17 protein-coding genes are annotated in these 19,747 nt (G+C 73.4%); 5 read left to right on the top strand and 12 right to left on the bottom strand.

Annotated features, from left to right (window positions below):
* Positions 1-3 precede the first annotated feature (3 nt).
* Entirely contained in the window at positions 4-3,534 is a 3,531-nt protein-coding gene (gene dnaE / locus ACH01S_RS03605) for a DNA polymerase III subunit alpha (protein WP_067885239.1), read from the bottom strand.
* A 126-nt stretch (positions 3,535-3,660) separates the two neighbouring features.
* On the bottom strand, positions 3,661-4,536 hold the full coding sequence (locus ACH01S_RS03600) for an AraC family transcriptional regulator (protein ID WP_067885309.1): 876 nt from the start codon (positions 4,534-4,536) through the stop codon (positions 3,661-3,663).
* Between the two features lie 276 nt (positions 4,537-4,812).
* Here ACH01S_RS03600 and ACH01S_RS03595 point away from each other — a divergent pair, with 276 nt between their 5' ends.
* The 3 genes from ACH01S_RS03595 (at position 4,813) to ACH01S_RS03585 (ending at position 6,259) form a co-directional block, all read left to right on the top strand.
* The gene (locus ACH01S_RS03595) at positions 4,813-5,172 is read left to right on the top strand and encodes a chorismate mutase (protein ID WP_083980255.1); all 360 of its coding nucleotides are present in this window, start codon (positions 4,813-4,815) and stop codon (positions 5,170-5,172) included.
* Between the two features lie 71 nt (positions 5,173-5,243).
* Complete coding sequence (locus ACH01S_RS03590; RefSeq protein WP_067885237.1) at positions 5,244-5,951, top strand: AzlC family ABC transporter permease; 708 nt, start codon at positions 5,244-5,246, stop codon at positions 5,949-5,951.
* Positions 5,948-6,259, top strand: a complete 312-nt coding sequence (locus ACH01S_RS03585; protein ID WP_067885235.1) for an AzlD domain-containing protein — start codon at positions 5,948-5,950, stop codon at positions 6,257-6,259. Before ACH01S_RS03590 ends, ACH01S_RS03585 begins: the two co-directional genes overlap by 4 nt.
* Before the next feature lie 3 nt (positions 6,260-6,262).
* Here the strand turns inward: ACH01S_RS03585 and ACH01S_RS03580 are convergent, their stop codons facing one another.
* The 3 genes from ACH01S_RS03580 to ACH01S_RS45705 form a co-directional block, all read right to left on the bottom strand.
* Entirely contained in the window at positions 6,263-7,195 is a 933-nt protein-coding gene (locus ACH01S_RS03580) for an RluA family pseudouridine synthase (protein ID WP_067885233.1), read from the bottom strand.
* Positions 7,195-7,752, bottom strand: a complete 558-nt coding sequence (gene lspA, locus ACH01S_RS03575; RefSeq protein WP_246236756.1) for a signal peptidase II — start codon at positions 7,750-7,752, stop codon at positions 7,195-7,197. Before lspA ends, ACH01S_RS03580 begins: the two co-directional genes overlap by 1 nt.
* A 68-nt stretch (positions 7,753-7,820) precedes the next feature.
* Positions 7,821-8,201 (bottom strand): TraR/DksA family transcriptional regulator, encoded by a 381-nt coding sequence (locus tag ACH01S_RS45705; protein WP_246236796.1) that lies wholly within the window; start codon positions 8,199-8,201, stop codon positions 7,821-7,823.
* Between the two features lie 785 nt (positions 8,202-8,986).
* Here ACH01S_RS45705 and ileS point away from each other — a divergent pair.
* Positions 8,987-12,160 carry an isoleucine--tRNA ligase gene (gene ileS / locus ACH01S_RS03565; protein ID WP_067885303.1) on the top strand — a complete coding sequence of 1,058 codons (3,174 nt, stop codon included), beginning with the start codon at positions 8,987-8,989 and terminating at the stop codon, positions 12,158-12,160.
* A gap of 113 nt (positions 12,161-12,273) precedes the next feature.
* Positions 12,274-13,065 carry a DUF1707 SHOCT-like domain-containing protein gene (locus ACH01S_RS03560; RefSeq protein ID WP_306303230.1) on the top strand — a complete coding sequence of 264 codons (792 nt, stop codon included), beginning with the start codon at positions 12,274-12,276 and terminating at the stop codon, positions 13,063-13,065.
* Between the two features lie 27 nt (positions 13,066-13,092).
* Here the strand turns inward: ACH01S_RS03560 and ACH01S_RS03555 are convergent, their stop codons facing one another.
* The 7 genes from ACH01S_RS03555 to ftsZ all read right to left on the bottom strand — a co-directional run bounded on the left by ACH01S_RS03555 (position 13,093) and on the right by ftsZ (position 19,420).
* A complete protein-coding gene (locus tag ACH01S_RS03555; RefSeq protein WP_067885225.1) occupies positions 13,093-14,451 on the bottom strand; it encodes a hypothetical protein in 1,359 nt (452 codons plus the stop codon).
* 129 nt (positions 14,452-14,580) lie between these two features.
* A complete protein-coding gene (locus ACH01S_RS03550) occupies positions 14,581-15,507 on the bottom strand; it encodes a DivIVA domain-containing protein (protein WP_067885223.1) in 927 nt (308 codons plus the stop codon).
* Between the two features lie 49 nt (positions 15,508-15,556).
* A complete protein-coding gene (locus tag ACH01S_RS03545) occupies positions 15,557-15,841 on the bottom strand; it encodes a YggT family protein (RefSeq protein WP_067885221.1) in 285 nt (94 codons plus the stop codon).
* A 21-nt stretch (positions 15,842-15,862) separates the two neighbouring features.
* Positions 15,863-16,399 carry a cell division protein SepF gene (locus tag ACH01S_RS03540; RefSeq protein ID WP_067885219.1) on the bottom strand — a complete coding sequence of 179 codons (537 nt, stop codon included), beginning with the start codon at positions 16,397-16,399 and terminating at the stop codon, positions 15,863-15,865.
* A gap of 104 nt (positions 16,400-16,503) precedes the next feature.
* Positions 16,504-17,229 (bottom strand): YggS family pyridoxal phosphate-dependent enzyme, encoded by a 726-nt coding sequence (locus ACH01S_RS03535; protein ID WP_067885217.1) that lies wholly within the window; start codon positions 17,227-17,229, stop codon positions 16,504-16,506.
* Positions 17,226-17,948, bottom strand: a complete 723-nt coding sequence (gene pgeF / locus ACH01S_RS03530) for a peptidoglycan editing factor PgeF (protein ID WP_067885215.1) — start codon at positions 17,946-17,948, stop codon at positions 17,226-17,228. Before pgeF ends, ACH01S_RS03535 begins: the two co-directional genes overlap by 4 nt.
* Positions 17,945-19,420: a cell division protein FtsZ gene (gene ftsZ, locus ACH01S_RS03525; protein WP_067885213.1), complete on the bottom strand. Its 1,476-nt coding sequence runs from the start codon at positions 19,418-19,420 to the stop codon at positions 17,945-17,947. The genes pgeF and ftsZ overlap by 4 nt, the downstream gene beginning before the upstream one ends.
* Positions 19,421-19,747 lie beyond the last annotated feature (327 nt).

The following is a 19,747-nucleotide window of genomic DNA, read 5'->3' as shown; positions in this document are numbered from 1 at the left end:
GGGCTAACCAAGGCACGAGGGGCCTAGGAGTTGTTTCAGGTCGCCCATCAGGGCGGGGGACGGGGCCACGCGGAGGCGGTCGTCCAGGCGGATCACCGTGGTGCGGGGGCCGTTCTGGACGTGCAGGTGCACCTCCGCCGTGCCCGGGTGGGTCACCAGGACCTCCTTCAGCCGCGACACCGTGGGGGGCGTGCAGCGGCCGAGCGGCATCGTGACCGAGAGCGGGCCGGTCGCGTCGGTGATCGTGAGGTCGGGCTGGATCACCTCCATCGCGATGATCTTGGCGACGTCCTCGCGGCGGTCGAGCTTGCCCTTGACGACGAGGATCGCGTCCTCGGCGAGCAGCGTCGAGCAGAGCTGGTAGGCGGACGGGAAGCACAGCACCTCGATCGACCCGCCGAGGTCTTCGAGCTGGAACATCGCCCACGAGTTGCCCTGCTTGGTGACCTTGCGCTGCAGCCCGGACAGCAGGCCCGCGACGATGACGATCTGCCCGTCCGGCCGCTCGCCCTCGTTCAGGACGGCGATCGTGCAGTCGGCCTCGCGCTCCAGGATGTGCTCGACGCCGAGCAGCGGGTGGTCGGACACGTACAGGCCGAGCATCTCCCGCTCGAACGCGAGGAGGGTGGTCTTGTCCCACTCCTCGCCCTCGGGGATCGCGACGGCGAACGCGTCCTCGCCGCTCTCGTCCTCCAGCGCGCCGAAGAGGGAGTCCTGGCCGACGGCCTCCTTGCGCTTGATGTCGATGACCGAGTCGATCGCCTGCTCGTGCACCATCAGCAGCGCCTTGCGCTGGTGGCCGAGCTCGTCGAACGCGCCCGCCTTGATCAGCGACTCCACGACCCGCTTGTTGCAGACGATCGGCGGGACCTTGTTCAGGAAGTCGTTGAAGTCGGTGTAGGCGCCCTTCTCCTTGCGGGCGGCGACGATGCCGTCCACGACGTTGGTGCCGACGTTGCGGACGGCCGACAGCCCGAACCGGATCTCGGTGTCGCCCAGCGGGGTGAAGTCGGCCTCGGAGGTGTTGACGTCCGGCGGCAGGACCTTCAGCCCCATCCGGCGGCACTCCGACAGGTAGAGGGCGCTCTTGTCCTTGTCGTCGCCGACGGAGGTGAGCAACGCCGCCATGTACTCGGCCGGGTAGTTCGCCTTGAGGTAGGCCGTCCAGTAGGAGACGAGGCCGTACGCGGCGGAGTGCGCCTTGTTGAACGCGTAGTCGGAGAACGGGACGAGGATGTCCCACAGGGTCTTCACGGCCTCCTTGGAGAAGCCGTTGTCGAGCATGCCCTGCTCGAAGCCGACGTACTGGGCGTCCAGCTCCGCCTTCTTCTTCTTGCCCATGACGCGGCGGAGCAGGTCCGCTTTGCCGAGCGTGTAGCCCGCCACCTTCTGCGCGATCGCCATCACCTGCTCCTGATAGACGATCAGGCCGTAGGTGGTGTCGAGGATCTCCCTGAGCGGCTCCTCCAGCTCCGGGTGGATCGGGGTGATCTCCTGCTGGCCGTTCTTGCGGAGCGCGTAGTTGGTGTGGGAGTTCGCGCCCATCGGGCCGGGCCGGTACAGGGCGCCGACGGCGGAGATGTCCTCGAAGTTGTCGGGCTTCATCAGCCGGAGCAGCGAGCGCATCGGGCCGCCGTCGAACTGGAACACGCCGAGGGTGTCGCCCCGGGCGAGCAGGTCGTAGGTGGGCTTGTCGGTCAGCGGGAGGGCGAGCAGGTCGACCTCGGTGCCCTTGTTGCGGCGGATCCCGGTGAGCGCGTCGTCGATGATCGTCAGGTTGCGCAGCCCGAGGAAGTCCATCTTCAGCAGGCCGAGCGTCTCGCAGGTCGGGTAGTCGAACTGCGTGATGATCGCGCCGTCGGCGTCCCGGCGCATGATCGGGACGTGGTCGGTGATCGTCTCCCCGGACATGATCACCCCGGCGGCGTGCACGCCGGTCTGCCGGATCAGGCCCTCCAGGCCCTGCGCCAGATCCATGATCTGCTTGACGTCGGGCTCTTCCTCGTACAGCTTGCGCAGCTCGCCCGCCTCGCCGTGGCGCGGGTGCTTGTCGTCGAAGATGCCGGAGAGGGGGATGTCCTTGCCCATGACGGCGGGCGGGAACGCCTTGGAGATCCGGTCGCCGAGCGCGTAGGGGAAGCCGAGGACGCGGCCCGCGTCCTTGATGGCGGCCTTCGCCTTGATGGTGCCGAACGTGGCGATGAACGAGACCTTGTCGGCGCCCCACTTCTCCGTCGTGTACCGGATGACCTCGGCCCGCCGGTCTTCAGGGAAGTCGATGTCGATGTCGGGCATGGACGCGCGCTCGGGGTTCAGGAACCGCTCGAAGATCAGTCCGTGCGGGATGGGGTCGAGGTCGGTGATGCCCATCGCGTAGGCGACGAGCGACCCGGCGGCGCTGCCGCGGCCCGGGCCGACGAGGATGCCGTTTTCCTTGGCCCACATGATGAAGTCGGCGACGACGAGGAAGTACGACGGGTACCCCTTGCCGAGGATGACGTCCATCTCGTACTCGGCCTGCTCCTTGTAGCCCTCGGGCAGGCCGTCCGGGAAGCGGCGCTCCAGGCCCTTCCAGACCTCCTTGCGGAACCAGCTCTCCTCCGTCTCGCCCTCGGGGACGGGGAAGCGGGGGCTGAGGTCGCGGTACTCGAACATGCCCTCGGGCTCGACGCGCTCCGCGATCAGCAGCGTGTTCCTGCAGCCCTCGGCCCAGATGTCGGACGAGTCGATGGCGCGCATCTCGTCGGCCGTCTTGAGGTAGTAGCCGGACCCGTCGAACCGGAACCGGTCGGGGTCGGCGAGCTGCTTGCCGACCTGGACGCACAGGAGCGCGTCGTGCGCGGTCGCCTCCGACTCGTGCGTGTAGTGCGAGTCGTTCGTGACGACCGGCGGGATGTTCAGCCGCTTGCTGATCTCGATCAGGCCGTCGCGGACGCGGCGCTCGATGTCGAGGCCGTGGTCCATCAGCTCGAGGAAGTAGTTGTCCTTGCCGAGGATGTCCTGGAAGTTCGCGGCGGCCTTGAGCGCCTCGTCGAACTGGCCGAGCCGCAGCCGCGTCTGCACCTTCCCGGACGGGCACCCGGTCGTCGCCATGATGCCGTCGGCGTGCTCGGCGAGGAGCTCCTCGTCCATGCGCGCGTACTTGAAGACGAAGCCCTCGGTGTAGGCGCGGCTGGACAGCTTGAACAGGTTGTGCAGGCCCGTGGCGTTGCGCGCCCACAGCGTCATGTGGTTGATCAGGCCGCCGCCGGAGACGTCGTCGCGCTTCTGGCTCGGCTCGCCCCACTGGACCTTCTTCTTGTGGTACCGCGACTCGGGCGCCATGTACGCCTCGATCCCGATGATCGGGGTCACCCCGGCCGCCGTCGCCTGCTTGTGGAAGTCGTAGGCGCCGTGCATGTTGCCGTGGTCGGTCATGGCGATCGCCGGCATCTTCTGCCGCCCGACCTCCTCGAACATCTGCTTCAGCCGGGCGGCTCCGTCGAGCATGGAGTACTCGGTGTGGACGTGCAGATGAACGAAAGAGTCGGCCATGCCTGCTGCGCCTCCTGCTGCTCGTCGCATGCGACCGCGCACGTACCTCGCGGCACGCGGCGCGTATCGGACCGGGGGAAGATCGTCAACCCGGCGGCCGGCCGGACTGACGCGGTGCTTGAGAGCCTAACTCTCTTCTTCCGCCCCACGCGCCACGACGCGCCCATTCCGGCGGGCACTACGGTAGGCCCCCGGCGGGACACCGAGAGTGCGCTTGAAGTGCCGCGACAGGTGCGCCTGGTCGGCGAAACCGGTGCGGGACGCGACCTCGGCGGGGCGCAGCCCCTCGTCCAGCAGGGCCCGCGCCGCCCGGACGCGCACCTGGTTCAGGTAGGCGTGCGGCGGCAGCCCCACCGTCTCGCGGAACGCCCGCAGCAGCGGGAACGGGCGGGCGCCGACCGCGTCGGCCAGCTCGTCCAGCGACGGCGGGCCGACCAGGTTCGCGTGCAGGATCTCGCGGGCCTCCCGGACCGCGCGCGGCATGCCCGCCGGGCGGCGCGGGTCGTCGCGGCGGACCTCGCGGGAGTGCCCGGTCAGCAGCCGCGCGAGGGTCGTCCGCAGGAAGGTGGACGCGGCGAGCGCGTCGCCCTTCTCGCCCGCCGCGTGCACGGCGCGCAGCAGGGCGGCGGCGGACGGGTCGTCCAGCACGGAGTCGGGGAACGCGGGCGTGCCCGGCCGCGCGCCGAGCTCGGCGGCCACCGCGGCGACGACGTCCACCGGCGGGTAGATCACCCGGTACGCCCAGCCCTCCGGCGCGCCCGCGCGCCCGTCGTGGATGACGCCGGGATTGACGACGACGACCGAGCCGGGCCCGGCCCGCACGACCCCGCCGGGGTGCTCGAACTCCTCGACGCCCGCGTCGATCACGCCGAACACGTAGCCGTCGTGGGTGTGCCGGGCGAACCGGTGCGTGACGTAGCGGGCCCGCAGCAGGTCGACGTCCGGGATCGCCGGATGCCGGAAGAAGTGCGCGGCCTCCCCCGCGCCGGACACGGCGCCCATGCCGGTCATGCTAGCCGGGACGTCTCAGTGGGCGAGACGGCGCCGTCCGGGGTTTGACGGGCGCCCGACGTCCCGGCATACGATCGGGGCATGGATCGCCGCTACTTCAGGTTTACGCGGCCGGCTCCGGGCGAGCCGGTCCGCACCGCGACCTGAGCGACGACCCCGGAGCCGGCCAGAAGGCAGAGTCCCCGCGGACTCTGCCTTTTCCTGTTGATCGGAGCGGCCCCGGCACGGATCCCCTGCGCGCGGCCGCGGCACGAGAGGGGACCACCCATGCACGACCAGGTCATCGACCCCGCCGGGCACGACGCGCCCTGCCCCGCCTGCGGGCGGGCGGACGAGCTGCGCGTCCCGCTGCCGTCCGCCGGGGAGATCGCGACGCTCGGCGAGGCCCGGGCCGCGATCGACGGGCTGGACGCGGCGCTCGCCGTCCTGCTGGAGCGCCGGGCCGCCGTCGCGGCGGTCGTCCAGCGGCTGAAGCCGGTCGGCGGGTTCGCGGGCCGCGACCCGGGCCGGGAGCGGGAGATCGTCGCGGCGATGGCGGAGCGCGCCCCCTCCCTCGGCCCGGAGCGGCTCGCCCGGATCATGGCGGCGGTGATCGAGGCCGGGCTGGACGCGGCCGAGTCGCCGTGACGGGCGCCGGACGCCGTCCCGCGCAAGAACGTTCAAGAACGCCCGGCGGCCGTCCGGCTAGCGTCGCGGGCATGGAGGTCACCGAAGCCGAGGAGGCGGCGGCGCCCGCGGAGACCGCGCGGTCCGCCGCCGTCCGGGACGGGCTGGGCGTGGGCATCGCCGTCGGCGTGTCCGGCGTCGCGTTCGGCGCGGCGGCGGTCACGGCCGGGCTCAGCGTCGCGCAGGCGTGCGTGCTGAGCCTGCTCGCGTTCACCGGGGCGTCGCAGTTCGCGCTGGCCGGGGTGATCGGCGGGGGCGGCGGGCTGGTCGCCGGATCGCTCGGCGCGGTGCTGCTCGGCGGGCGCAACGCGCTGTACGGGCTGCGGCTCGCGCGGACGCTCGGCGTGCGCGGCTGGCGGCGGCTGCTGACCGCGCAGGTCGTGATCGACGAGACCACCGCCGTCGCGACCGCCCAGCGCGGCCGGGCCGCCGCCCGCGCGGGCTTCTACACCACCGCGATCAGCCTCTACCTGGCCTGGAACGCCACGACGCTGGCGGGCGCGGCCGGCGCCGCCCGGCTCGGCGACCCCGACGCGATCGGCCTGGACGTCCTCGGCCCCGCCGCGTTCCTCGCCCTGCTGTGGCCCCGGCTCACGGCGGGGCGCGCGGAGGTGCGGGTCGCGGCGGCCGCCGCGGTCATCGCGATCGCCGCGACGCCGCTGCTGCCGCCCGGCGTCCCCGTCATGCTCGCCGCCCTCGCCGCCCTGCCCGCCCTCCTGCGCGGGACGGAGAAGTCGTGAACGTGTGGATCGCGGTCGTCGCGACCGGGCTCGGGTGCTACGCGCTGAAGCTCGCCGGGCTCGTCACGCCGCAGCGCGTCCTGGACGACCCGAGGATGCGCCGGTTCACCGAGCTGGTGCCGGTGGCGCTGCTGACCGCGCTGATCGCCGTCCAGGCGCTCGCGGACGGCCGGGCGCTGGAGTTGGACGGGCCGCGCCTGGCGGGCCTCGGCGCGGCCGTGGCGGCGCTGCTGCTGCGGGCGCCGTTCCTGCTCGTCCTCGTCATCGCCGCCGGGGTCGCGGCGGGGCTGCGCCTGCTCGGCCTCTGACGCTCAGGACTCGTCCTGGACGATCTCCAGCGCGCGGGCCAGGTCGTCCGGGTAGGGGCTCTGGAACTCCACCCACTCGCCCGTGGACGGGTGCTCGAACCCCAGCCGGACGGCGTGCAGCCACTGCCGCCGCAGCCCGAGCCGCGCCGCCAGCGTCGGGTCGGCCCCGTACGCCAGGTCGCCCACGCACGGGTGCCGGATCGCGGCCATGTGCACCCGGATCTGGTGCGTGCGCCCCGTCTCCAGGTCGATGTCGAGCAGGGTGGCCGCCCGGAACGCCTCGACCGTGTCGTAGTGCGTGACGGACGGCTTGCCGCCCGCCACGACCGCGAACCGGCCGTCGCCGGACGGGTGCCGGTCGATCGGCGCGTCGACCGTCCCGCGGAACGGGTCGGGATGCCCCTGGACGAGCGCCTGGTAGCGCTTGTCGATGCGGCGCTCCTTGAACGCGCGCTTCAGCCGCGAGTAGGCGGTCTCGCTCTTGGCGACGACCATCGCGCCCGTGGTGTTGGCGTCCAGCCGGTGCACGATGCCCTGCCGCTCGGACGCCCCGCTGGTCGCGATCGTGTGCCCGGCGCCGAGCAGCCCGCCGAGGACGGTCGGGCCCGTCCAGCCGGTGGTGGGGTGGGCCGCGACGCCGATCGGCTTGTTCACGACGACGATGTCGTCGTCCTCGTACAGGATCCCCATGCCGGGGACGGGCTCGGCGACCGGCGCGGGGGGCGCGGGCGGCGGCGGCAGCGTCACCTCCAGCCAGGCGCCCGCGTGCAGCCGCTCGGACTTCGTGACCACGGCGGCGCCGTCCAGCAGGACGTCGCCCGCCGCGATGATGTCGGCCGCGCCGCCGCGCGACAGGCCGAACAGCCGCGCGAGGGCGGCGTCGATCCGCTCGCCCTCCAGGCCGTCCGGGACGGGGAGGCCGCGCACGTCGCCCATCAGGACTTCTCCTCCGACGCGTGAGCGCCGCCGCGTTCCGGCTCGTCCTCGTCCGCGCCTCGCGGCTCGGGGCCCGGTTCCGGGGGGTCGTCGTCGCCGACGCGCGTCCCGTCGACCTGGAGGCCGCGGGCCGCCAGCAGGACGGCCAGCGCGCCGCCGCACACGATCGCCGAGTCGGCCAGGTTGAACACCGGGAAGTCCGGGACCTGGATCCAGTCGACGACGTGCCCCTTCAGCGGCCCGGGGGCGCGCAGCATCCGGTCGATCAGGTTGCCGACCGCGCCGCCGAGCAGCAGGCCGAGGCAGACCGCCCAGGGCAGGCTGCGCAGGTTCCGCGCGGTCCGCAGGATCGCCACGACCACGCCGAACGCGATCAGGGTGAAGACGAGCGTGTAGCCGGTGCCGATCGAGAACGCGGCGCCGCTGTTGCGGGTCTCGCGGAGCGTGAGCAGCCCGCCGAGCAGCCGGACCGGCTCCTCGTCCTGCAGCGTCGCCACCACGATCGTCTTGGACGCGATGTCGGCGGCGAGCGCGGCCAGGGCCACGGCGACCAGCACGCCGACGCGGCGCGGCCGAGGAGATCCCGTGGATTCCTCGGCCCCGCCCTCTGGGTTCGTTGAGTCGCTCAGCGGCGTTCCTCGCGTTGTTTGCATGTCACACACAGGGTCGCACGCGGGAAGACCTGGAGGCGCGCCTTGCCGATCGGCCTGGCGCAGGACTCGCAGATCCCGTACGTGCCGGCGTCCATCCGCTGGACGGCCCGCTCGATCTGGGCGAGCAGGTCCTGAGAATTGTATGACAGTGCCAGCTCGTGCTCGCGCTCGTAGGTCTTGGCGCCCGCGTCGGCCTGGTCGTCCCCGGCCCCGTCGCTCGTGTCGCCCTCGGCGATCTGGTTCGCGGACGCGGCGATCTCCGCGCGCAGGGCCTCGATCTGCTCGCGCAGCGCGGCCCGCACCTCGGCCAGCTCGGCGGGCGTCCACTGGTGCTCGCCCTCGCGGACCGGCAGTTCGGCGGCCTTCGCGCGCGGCTTGGCGGCCTTCCCGCCGGCCGCGGGCTCGACCGCGTCCACCGGATCGACCGCGTCGACCGGCTCCGCGGGCGGCGCGGGCTTGGCCGGGGCGCGTTTCGCCGCGCCCGGCTTGCGCGCTCTCGCGGCCGGTCCCTTCGCGGCGGGCGGCTTGGCCGCCTGTGGCCGCGTCCCCCGGGTCGTTCCGGCTGGTGCCTTCTCGGCGGGCTGTGCGCCCCTCCTCGCGCCGGCCATGTCGGCCTCCCTCGCGCTGGTCGCCTCGACGGGCAGTGCGGGCAGCATAGGTCCCCTTTCTCGGACGCGGCAAACGACCTGGGCCGCGTTACCGCCCGCTTATGCCCGGTCGCCGAACGCCTGGAAACCCAGGGGCGTCGCACGAGATCGCAAAGGAACGGCACCCGGCCCGCCCCCGCCCCCGGCGGGGAGGAATCGGGAAGAGAGCGCGTCCCGCGTGCGTTAGAGTCTGGACGAGCAGTCGTATCGGCAGGCCGTGATGGGGACACCTGCCGCCGCACAGCAGCCATGAGCGACCCGGGGACGGTGCGAGCCCGGGGGCGAGCCCGGCGGCCAGATCACCCCGGAGCCGCCGGAGGAACCGCCCCGCAGCGGGCGCAGTAGAACCGGCAGCCGCGACTGGAACGAAGCGGGCCGTGCCGTGCGGGCGCGGCCAAGGAGGGTGGTACCGCGGGGCCGCTCGGATAGGTCCGGGCACGCGCCTCGTCCCTCCGGTCAACGTGTTCGCGTCGATCCGGAGGTCCGCCACCGTGAGCCGAGCCTTTCGGCCCCTGCCCGCGCAGGTCGATCTGCCCGCCCTGGAGCGGGACATGCTGCGCCGCTGGCAGGAGAGCAAGATCTTCGAGCGGTCGCTGGAGCGCACCGCGTCCGGCCCCCGGTGGGTGTTCTACGAGGGGCCGCCGACCGCGAACGGCATGCCGGGCGTCCACCACGTCGAGGCCCGCGTGTTCAAGGACGTCTTCCCGCGCTTCAAGACGATGAAGGGGTTCCACGTCCCGCGCAAGGCGGGCTGGGACTGCCACGGCCTGCCCGTCGAGGTCGCCGTGGAGAAGGAGCTCGGGCTCACCGGCAAGAAGGACATCGAGGAGTACGGCGTCGCGGAGTTCAACGCCCGCTGCCGCGAATCCGTCCTGCGCCACGTGGACGCGTTCGAGGAAATGACCGAGCGCATGGGCTACTGGGTCAACACCGACCAGGCGTACCGGACGATGGACTCCGAGTACGTCGAGGCCGTGTGGTGGTCCCTGAAGCAGGTGTTCGACAAGGGCCTGCTGTTCCGCGACTTCCGCATCACGCCCTACTGCCCGCGCTGCGGGACGGGCCTGTCCGACCACGAGCTGGGCCAGCCCGGCGGGTACGAGGACGTCACCAGCCCTTCGGTGTACGTGCGCATGCCCGTGACGTCCGGCCCGCTGGCCGAGATGGGCGCGGCGCTGCTCATCTGGACGACGACGCCCTGGACGCTGGTCTCCAACACCGCCGTGGCCGTCCACCCCGACGTGACGTACGTGGCCGCCCGCCCGAAGGGGTCGGACGAGGTGCTCGTCGTCGCCGAACCCCTCCTGGAGCAGGTGCTCGGCGAGGACGCCGAACGCCTCGCCACCTACCAGGGCACCGAGCTTGAGCGGACGACCTACCGGCGTCCGTTCGACCTGGTCGACATCCCGGACGCGCACTACGTCGTCCTCGGCGACTACGTCACCGTCGAGGACGGGACGGGCCTCGTCCACCAGGCGCCCGCGTTCGGCGCGGACGACATGACCGTCTGCAAGAACTACGGCATGCCCATCGTCAACCCGATCGGCCCGGACGGACGCTTCCTGCGCGAAGTCCCCCTGGTCGGGAACAAGTTCTTCAAGGACGCCGACGAGCCCCTCACCGACGACCTGCGCGCGCGCGGGCTGCTGTTCCGGGGCGGGCACTTCGAGCACGCCTACCCGCACTGCTGGCGGTGCCACACCCCGCTGCTCTACTACGCGCTCCCCGCCTGGTACATCCGCACCACGCAGATCAAGGACCGGCTGCTGGAGGAGAACGAGAAGACGAACTGGTTCCCGGAGACGGTCAAGCACGGCCGGTACGGCGAGTGGCTGCGCAACAACGTCGACTGGTCGCTGTCCCGGAGCCGCTACTGGGGCACTCCCCTCCCCCTCTGGGTCTGCGGTGAGGACGAGGAGCACATCACCTGCGTCGGGTCCCTGAGGGAGCTCGGGGAACTGGCGGGGAGCGACTTGTCCTCGCTCGACCCCCACCGCCCCTACGTGGACGACGTCGCGTTCCCCTGCCCGCGGTGCGGCGCGGAGGCGCGGCGCGTGCCCGACGTCATCGACGCCTGGTACGACTCCGGGTCGATGCCGTTCGCGCAGTGGGGCGCGCCCCACCGCGACAACGAGATGTTCGAGGACTCCTACCCCGCCCAGTACATCTGCGAGGCCCAGGACCAGACGCGCGGCTGGTTCTACTCCCTCATGGCGGTCGGGACGCTCGTGTTCGACCGGTCGTCGTACGAGAACGTCGTCTGCCTCGGGCTGATCCTCGCCGAGGACGGCCGCAAGATGAGCAAGCACCTCGGGAACGTCCTGCGGCCCATCCCGCTGATGGACCAGCACGGCGCGGACGCGGTGCGCTGGTTCATGGCCGCGAACGGGCTGCCGTGGGCGTCGCGCCGGGTCGGGCACAGCGCGCTGGAGGAGATCGTCCGGAAGGTCCTCCTCACCTACTGGCACACCGCGTCGTTCTTCGTCCTGTACGCCAACGCGGCGGCGGCGCAGGGCCGCGCGTGGACGCCGGACCGGCTCGCCGAGGCGCCCGCCCCGGCCGACCGGCCGCTCCTCGACCGGTGGGCCCTCGCCGAGCTGCACCGGACCGTCCGGGAGGTCGACGCCGCGCTGGAGACCTTCGACACCGCCCGCGCCGGGCGGTTCCTCACCCAGTTCGTCGACGACCTGTCCAACTGGTACGTGCGGCGGTCGCGGCGGCGGTTCTGGGAGGGGCCGCAGAGCCCGGACGGCGCGTCCGCGTTCGCGACCCTCTACACGTGCCTGGAGACGCTGACCCGGCTGATGGCGCCGATCGTGCCGTTCGTCACCGACCACGTGTGGGACGTCATCCGCCCCGAGGACGCCCCCGAGTCGGTGCACCTGACCGACTGGCCGGCCGTGGACGAGAGCCTCCTCGACGACGCGCTGACGGCGCAGATGGCGCTCGTCCGGCGGCTGGTCGAGCTCGGCCGGTCCGCCCGCGCCGCGAGCGGCGTCCGGACGCGCCAGCCCCTCGGCCGCGCCCTCGTCGGCGCCGCCGGCTGGTCCGCGCTGCCGGAGCAGCTGCGCGCGCAGATCTCCGAGGAGCTGAACGTCCTCGGCTTCGAGGAGCTGTCCTCGATCGGCGGCGACCTGGTCGAGTACGAGGTCAAGCCCAACTTCCGGGAGCTCGGCAAGCGCTACGCCAAGGACACCCCGAAGGTCGCCAAGGCGATCTCCGCGGCCGACCCGGCCGGGCTCGTGCGCGCGATCCGCGCGGGCGCGGCCGAGGTCGAGGCGGACGGCGTCGGCGCCGTCGCCCTGTCGGCGGACGACGTGATCGTCACCGAGCGGCCGCGCAGCGGCTGGGCGGTGGAGAGCGCCGCGGGCGAGACCGTCGCGCTCGACCTCACCGTCACGCCGGAGCTGCGCCGGGCGGGGCTGGTGCGGGAGGCGGTCCGGCTCGTCCAGGAGGGCCGCAAGGCCGCCGGGCTGGACGTCACCGACCGCATCGAGCTGTGGTGGGAGGCCACCGGCACCGACCTCGCCGAGGCGCTGCGCGCCCACGGCGGAGAGCTCGCCGCCGAGGTGCTCGCCGCCGCGGTCGCCGAGGGCCGCCCGGACGGCCTCAAGGCCAACCGCGACGAGGAACTGGGCCTCACCTACTACCTCCGGAAGGCCTGACGCCGCGTCGCGTCCCTCGCCGTGCCGGTCGCCGTGCCGGTCGCCGGACGGTCCGCGCGACCGGTACGGCGAGGGAGATTGTCGCGACACATCGCGTTTGCCATCATTGAGGGGTGAACCTTCCCGAGCAGCCTTCTGAGCCCGGAGTCCCCGCGCGGCCGGCGGCCGCGGGCATGCGCGCGTCGGACGCCGACCGGGACCGGGTCGCCGACCGCCTGCGCGAAGCCCTCGCGGAGGGACGCATCACCCCCGAGGAGCACGCCGAGCGCATCGACGCGGTCTACAACGCGAAGACGTACGCCGAGCTGGAGCCCGTCCTCAGCGACCTTCCGGCCGAGCACGAGGCGCGGCCCCGCGTGGACCTGCGCAAGGAGGAGGCGCCCCTCGCGCCGCCCGCGCCGCAGTCGCCCAACCTCGTGGCGATCTTCAGCGGGGTGGAGCGCAAGGGCCGCTGGCTCGTCGAGCCCACCACCAACATCTCGTGCGTGTTCGGCGGCGCCGACCTGGACTTCCGGCAGGCCGTCCTCAGCCGGAGCGAGGTCGCGGTCAACATCACCTGCGTGTTCGGCGGCGTGAACCTGGTGGTGCCGCCCGGTGTCCGCGTCGTCGGCGCGAACACGGTGATCTTCGGCGGCAACGAGCTGCCGGAGGACGACGTCACCGACCCGGGCGCCCCCGTCATCCGGATCACCGGGACGGTGATCTTCGGCGGGGTCAGCGTCACCCGCCGCGCGATCGGCGACAAGAGGAGCCGCCGCGACCGGCACCGCGAGATCCACCAACTGCACCGCGAGCACCACCAGGAGCTGCGGGAACGGCGGCGGGAGCTGCGCGAGGACATCCGCGAGCGGCGCGACGAGCGACGGGACCGCCTCCGCGAACTGCGCCGCGAGCGCGGGGGCTGAGCGCCGCCCGGCGGCACCGCCGCCGGGTCAGTCGCGGGCGCGTTCGCGGTCGGGCTGGCAGACCAGGCAGGGGGTGCAGCCCCGGGACTTGGCCTCCGCGCGGGACAGCGACTCCAGGTCGTCGGCCTCGTCGCCGATGTCCTCGATGAGGGCGCAGTCGGTGCGGTGGTAGCGCTTGGTGCCGCTCAGGATCCGGACCTGGAGGTCGTCGCCCTCGGACTCGGCCGGGGCGGGGGCGGCGTCCTCGCGGGGGACGTCCGTGTCGTCGGAGTCGCGCGGCTGCGGGGCGGCGGCCTCGGAGGACGGCGTGTCGGCGGCCGTCTCGGGCCCCGGCTCAGCGGGCGCCGACTCGGCAGGCGCCGTCTCTGCGAGCGCGGGCTCAGCGGGCGCGGGCTCCGACTCGGCGGCGGGCGCGGTCTCGGCGGCGGGCTCGTCCGGCGCCGGTTCGGCCTCGGCGGGCGGTTCCGCGGCGGCGGCGTCCGCCGGCTCGGGCGCGGCGGGCTCGGGCCGCTCGGCGGGCCGCGGGGGCTCCGCGGCCGGGGCGAGGCTCGCGACCGGCAGGTCGGTCAGGGTCGGGTTCACCGGGGCGCGCGGCGGCTCCGGCTCGGCGGGGCGCTCCGCCCGCGGGATCTCGGCCGTCGTGTCGAACGCGGTCGGCGCGGCGTGCGGAGCGGACGGGGAGGACGGGGAGGACGGCGCTGGCGGGGCCGACTGGGCGGGCGGCTGTTTCGCGAGGCCCGCGAGGCCGCTCTCGGAGCGTGCCGTGCCGGGCCGCGGAGAAGGGGTCCGGTCCCCCGCCGCCCCGCTCGCGTCCGGGGACGCGGGTGCCGACGCCGCGGCGCGCGCCGCCAATGCGGTGTCGGGCATGCAGGCGGTACAGGGGCTGAACCCCTCCTCCTTGGCCTCGGCGTAGGTGAGTTCCTCGGTCTCGCGTCCGGCGAGCTGGCGGCAGGTGTCGAGGTGGTAGCGCTTGCGGCCGCGCACGACGAACACCAGCGCGTCGTCGGGGACGTCGACCGGCGGGGCCGGGATCGCCACCTCGTCGTCCGGGTCGGCCGCCGGGCCCCGGGCGTCGGGGACGCCCCGCGCGTTCGCCGCCGCGGCGGGCGGCACGGCCTTGCCGCCCTTGGCCCGCTTGGGCTTGTCGGCCTTGCGCGCCTTGCGGGAGGGCTGCGCGACCGCGCCCGTCCCGAAGAGCTCCTTGCGCCGCAGGAACACCCCGATGGTCAGGCACAGCGCGGACACGATGCTCACGGCGATCGATATGTAGATCACCACGAGCGCGTCGAGCCCGAACACCTGTGCGCTGTCTCCGTTGCCCGCGACGATCCCCGCCACCAGCAGGGCGATCGCCACGACCACGAGAACGCCACTCAGGATGATCACAGGGTCTCTCCCACTCGTTCAGGCCGCCCGGCTCCCCAGCCGACCGGCCCCGGCCGCCTTCCCGCGCCGCGCGGACGGCGACGACGCCGTCCGCGGCGATCGGGACACACTACCGTCCGGACGCGGGCGTCAGCGCCTCTCGTGCGGCGGGTTGTCACCGCCGCCGCTGTGGAAGGCGCCGGTGGCCGAGTGCTGCACCTGCTGGGCGGCGTGCTCGGCGGGCGGCGGGAACGCGCCGGGCGCGGACGGAGCCGCGGCGCCCGCCGTGCCGTTGCGGTTCTCGGCGTGCGGGAGGGCCTGCGGACCGGTCTGCGGGGCGCTCTGCTGCGCCGGGGCGGGGGCCGCGCCGGGGACGGCGGCGAACGCGCCCGTCTCGGTGCTGCCCGCCTCCAGGTCGCGGAGCTGGCCCTCCAGGTAGACCTTCAGGCGGCTGCGGTACTCGCGCTCGAAGGCGCGCAGGTTGTCGACCTCGCGTTCGAGCTCCTCGCGCTGCTGCACGAGCGAGCCCATCACCTGGCGGTGGCGCTCCTGCGCGTCGCGGTCGAGGGCCTCGGCGCGGGACCGGGCCTCGCTGACGATCTGGTCGGCCTGCCGGCGGGCCTTGCCGAGGATCTCCTCGGCCTCGCGGCGGGCGCGGCCGAGCGTCTCGTCGGCCTCCCGGCGGGCGTCCGCGATCGCCTGGTCGGCGGTCTGCTGCGCGAGCGCGAGGACGCGGGCCGCGGTGTCCATGTTGTCCTCGCCGGTGGGCGCGGAGGCCATGCCGAGGCCGCCGAGCACGGGCTCCGGCTCGGGCTGCGGCTGCGGCTCGGGGCGCGGCGGCTCGGGGATCTTCTGGACGTCCGGCTTCGGCTCCACGATCGGAGCGGCCATGGCGGGGACCTTGCCGCGCAGGCACTCGGCGAGCTTGGCCCGCAGTTCCTCGTTCTCCTGGATGAGGCGGTCGAGCTCCGCCTCGACCTCGTCGAGGAAGGCGTCCACCTCCTCCTCGTCGTACCCCGGCCTCAGTCGGGTGGTACTGAACTGCTTGTTCCGCACGTCGGCGGGTGTCAGCGGCATGTTCGTCTCCTTGGCGCGCTTGGAGTCTGTCCGAAAGGACGGTATCCGATCAGAGCCTCTGCACGAAGATGATCAAGACCCAGACCACAAGGATGAGCACGGTGAAGCTGAGGTCCAGCGCCACGTTACCCAGTCGTATGGGCGGGATGAAGCGCCTGAGGAATTTCAGCGGCGGATCGGTGACGGTATATGTCGCTTCCGCGATCACCAGCACCACGCCGCTCGGCTTCCACTGCCGTGCGAACGACTGCAGGACCTCCAGGATCAACCTCCCGATCAGGAACAGGAGGAAGAAGTACAGGACGACCTGCAGCACGGTTCCAACGATGTTCACGGGTACTCTCGCATGTGGCTCTCAGCTCTGGTTGAAGAACCCTCGTTCCGCCATCCGGGCCTTGTCCTCCGCGGTCACCTCCACGTTCGCGGGCGACAGCAGGAACACCTTGTTCGTAACACGCTCGATGCTCCCATGGAGCCCGAACACGAGACCCGCCGCGAAGTCGACCAGACGCTTGGCGTCGCTGTCCACCATCTCGGTCAGGTTCATGATCACGGGCGTGCCCTCCCGGAAGTGCTCGCCGATGGTCCTCGCCTCGTTGTAGGTCCTTGGATGCAGCGTAGTGATGCGCGCAAGGTCGGTGGTACCGGACTCGTACAGCGCGACGGAGCGTCGCTCGATGGTGGACGTGGAGTGATGGTCGCGATCGCGGTCCGCGGTCTCGTCGGCTCGGGTAAGCTGACCGCCGGATTCGTCCTCGCGACGACGGCCCTGACCGGTGTCGGGCTCCTCGTCGTAGACCTCGTACTCGTCGTAGTCGCCGTACTTCTCGTCGTACCGGTCGTCCTCCACAAGGCCGAGGTAGACCGCCATCTTGCGCATCGCGCTGGCCATACGCCCCTCCAGGTCCTGTGGTGGCGGCTTCGGGCGCGTCCGGCGCCGCCGGTGGACTGTCCGTCGTGGCGGCCCGCGTCAGGGCAGGTACCACTGGGGGGACATTACCTGACGATTGCCCGTCGGCCGCCGAGCAACGCCGTACCGACCCGCAGGTGTGTCGCGCCGCACGCGATCGCCTGTTCCAGATCGCCGCTCATACCCGCAGAGACGATCCGGGCGTCCGGATGGTTCCGGCGGATCTCCGCGGCGACCTCGGCGAGCCGGGCGAAGGCGGGGCGCGGGTCGGCGCCGAGCGGGGCGACGGCCATCACGCCGCCGAGGTCCAGCGCCGCCGCGGCGGCGATCTCGGCGGCGAGGCCGGGCGCCGCGTCCGGCGCGGCGCCGCCGCGGCCCCCCGCCGCCTCGGCGGGGTCGAGCGAGACCTGCACGAGACACCGCAGCGTGCGCCCGGCGCGGACGGCGGCGTCGGACAGGGCGCGGACGAGCCTGGAGCGGTCCACCGAGTGGATCACGTCGGCGTACCCGGCGACGGCGCGGGCCTTGTTGGTCTGGAGGCGTCCGACGAAATGCCAGGTGAGCGGGAGGTCGGCGCATTCGGCCGCCTTCGGGCGGGCCTCCTGGTCGCGGTTCTCGCCGACCTCCGTCACGCCGAGCCCGGCGAGCAGCCGCACGTCGGAGGCGGGGAACGTCTTGGTCACCGCGATCAGCGTGACCTCGGCCGGGTCGCGCCCGGCGGCGGCGCAGGCGGCGCCGATCCGGGCGCGGAGGGCGGCGAGGCCGTCCGCCAGCTCGGCCCGGCGCTCGGCGGGGCCGGCGGGAGCGGTCATCCGGTGAGCCAGACGAATCCGGCGAAGCGGCCGGTGCGGCCCTCGCGGCGGTAGGAGAAGAGGCCCGGGTCCTCGATGGTGCAGCGCGGGTCGACGCGCACCCCGGTCACGCCCCCGGCGGCGAGCTGCTCGGCGACGCCCGCGCGGATGTCGATGCCCGGCGTGCCCTTGGCCGTGGTCGAGTACGCGGCGGGGACGGCGGCGGCGACCTCGTCCCGCATCCCGGCGGGCACCTCGTAGCAGGCGCCGCACGCGGCGGGGCCGATCGCGGCGGTCGTGCGCGCGGGGTCGGCGCCGTGCTCGACCATGGCCTTGAGCAGGGCGGGGACGACCCCGGCCGCCGTTCCGGGACGGCCGGAGTGCGCGGCGCCGACGACCCCGGCGGCGGGGTCGGCGAGCAGGACGGGCGCGCAGTCGGCGACGAGGACGGCGAGGACGAGCCCCGGCACGGTCGTGACGACCGCGTCGACGGGGCCGGGCAGGTCGGGGGACGCGGCGATCGCGACGTCGGCGCCATGGACCTGCCGCATGAAGACGGTGCGCGAGGGGTCGGTGCCGAGCAGGGCGGCGGCGCGGCGCCGGTTCTCCCGGACCGCGGCGGGATCGTCGCCGACCGCGCCGCCCAGGTTGAGCGAGTCGTAGGGGGCGGTGCTCACGCCGCCGGCGCGGCCGGTGAAGGCGGCGCCGGCGCCGTCGCCCAGGGCGACGGCGGTGATCACTTCAGGAAGTCGGGGACGTCGAGGTCGTCGTCCTCGTCGAACACCACGGGACGGCGGCGCTGCCCGGACGCGGCGGGCCCGCCGTCGTTCTCGCCCGCGTGCACGCGGGAGGGGGACTGCTCGGACGCGGGGCGCGGCGCGGGGGCGCGCGAACCGGAGTCGCCACCGGGGCCCGCGTGGTCGCCGGACGGGCCGGACTGCTGCCCGGCGCCCTCCGGACGGGCGGACTCCTCGCGCCCGGCCGCGGGCCGCTCGCTCTTTCCCTGCGCGGGACCCGGCGCGGGCGGCGGCGGGCTCTCGGGACGCGGCGGCGGGGCGGGCGCGGTGGGCTGCGGCGCGGCGGCGGCCTGCGCCACCGACTGGTGCGGCGCCTGCTGCGAGACGGTCTGGTGCGCGCCGGAGTCGGACCGGCCGACCCGGCTCGGGATCGGGTTGGCCGGCGCGCCGGTCCCGGCGGCCGACGGCGCCGGGCGCGGTGGCGGCGGCAGCCGCTTCGCCTCCGGCTCGGGGGCGGGCTTGGCGGGGCGCCCCTCGTCGAACCCGGCCGCGATCACGGTGACCCGGACCTCGTCGCCGAGCGCGTCGTCGATGACCGCGCCGAAGATGATGTTGGCGTCCGGCGCCGCCGCGTTCGACACGAGCTGCGCGGCCTCGTTGATCTCGAACAGGCCGAGGTCGGAGCCGCCGGAGATGGACAGCAGCACGCCGTGCGCGCCGTCGATGCTGGCCTCCAGCAGCGGGCTGGAGATCGCCATCTCGGCGGCGGCGACCGAGCGGTCGTCGCCGCGCGCGGAGCCGATGCCCATGAGGGCCGACCCGGCGCCGGACATGACGGACTTGACGTCGGCGAAGTCGAGGTTGATCAGGCCCGGCGTGGTGATCAGGTCGGTGATGCCCTGGACACCGGACAGGAGCACCTGGTCGGCGGCCTTGAAGGCGTCCAGCACGCTGACCTGCCGGTCGGAGATCGACAGCAGCCGGTCGTTCGGGATGACGATGAGGGTGTCGACCTCGTCGCGCAGGGTCTCTATGCCGGCCTCGGCCTGCATGGCGCGGCGCTTGCCCTCGAAGCTGAACGGGCGCGTGACCACGCCGATCGTGAGGGCGCCGAGCGAGCGGGCGATGTTGGCGACCACGGGCGCGCCGCCGGTGCCGGTGCCGCCGCCCTCCCCCGCGGTGACGAAGACCATGTCGGCGCCCTTGAGCACCTCTTCGATCTCCTCGCGGTGGTCTTCGGCGGCCTTGCGGCCGACGTCGGGGTTCGCGCCCGCGCCGAGGCCGCGGGTGAGCTCGCGGCCCACGTCCAGTTTCACGTCGGCGTCACTCATCAGCAGCGCCTGGGCGTCCGTGTTGATCGCGATGAACTCGACGCCCTTGAGTCCCTCTTCGATCATCCGGTTGACGGCGTTGACGCCGCCGCCGCCGATGCCGACGACCTTGATGACCGCGAGGTAGTTCTGCGGTGCTGCCACGACGAGGGGCCTTTCCGCTCTCTCCGACCGCCCTGCCCGGTCTGCCGACCGTGCCGCCGCGGTGTTTCCTGACCTGTGTGCACTTCTGGGCCGCGCCCGGAGCGTGACCCGGTCGCGACGACCGGTCCCTCCCCGAACCCTCACCCTCAACTTGAGGCTTACAGTTATGTCAACCTGAGGACTGATACGGACAGTAGGGCGGCCTTACCGCCAGGGTCAACTAACCTCCCCCGAACTCCACCGGCGTGTCGCACTGGACACGGGTTTGCCCTGCTTGTCGAACCTCGCCCGGGCGCCACCGCACCGCTCACGCCGCCGTCGCCTCCC

The sequence above is a fragment of the Actinomadura chibensis NBRC 106107 genome, assembly GCF_001552135.1.
GTDB classification, from domain to species: domain Bacteria; phylum Actinomycetota; class Actinomycetes; order Streptosporangiales; family Streptosporangiaceae; genus Spirillospora; species Spirillospora chibensis.
The sequence above is the reverse complement of the archived record's forward strand: the minus strand, read 5'-3'. Positions and strand labels throughout refer to the sequence as shown.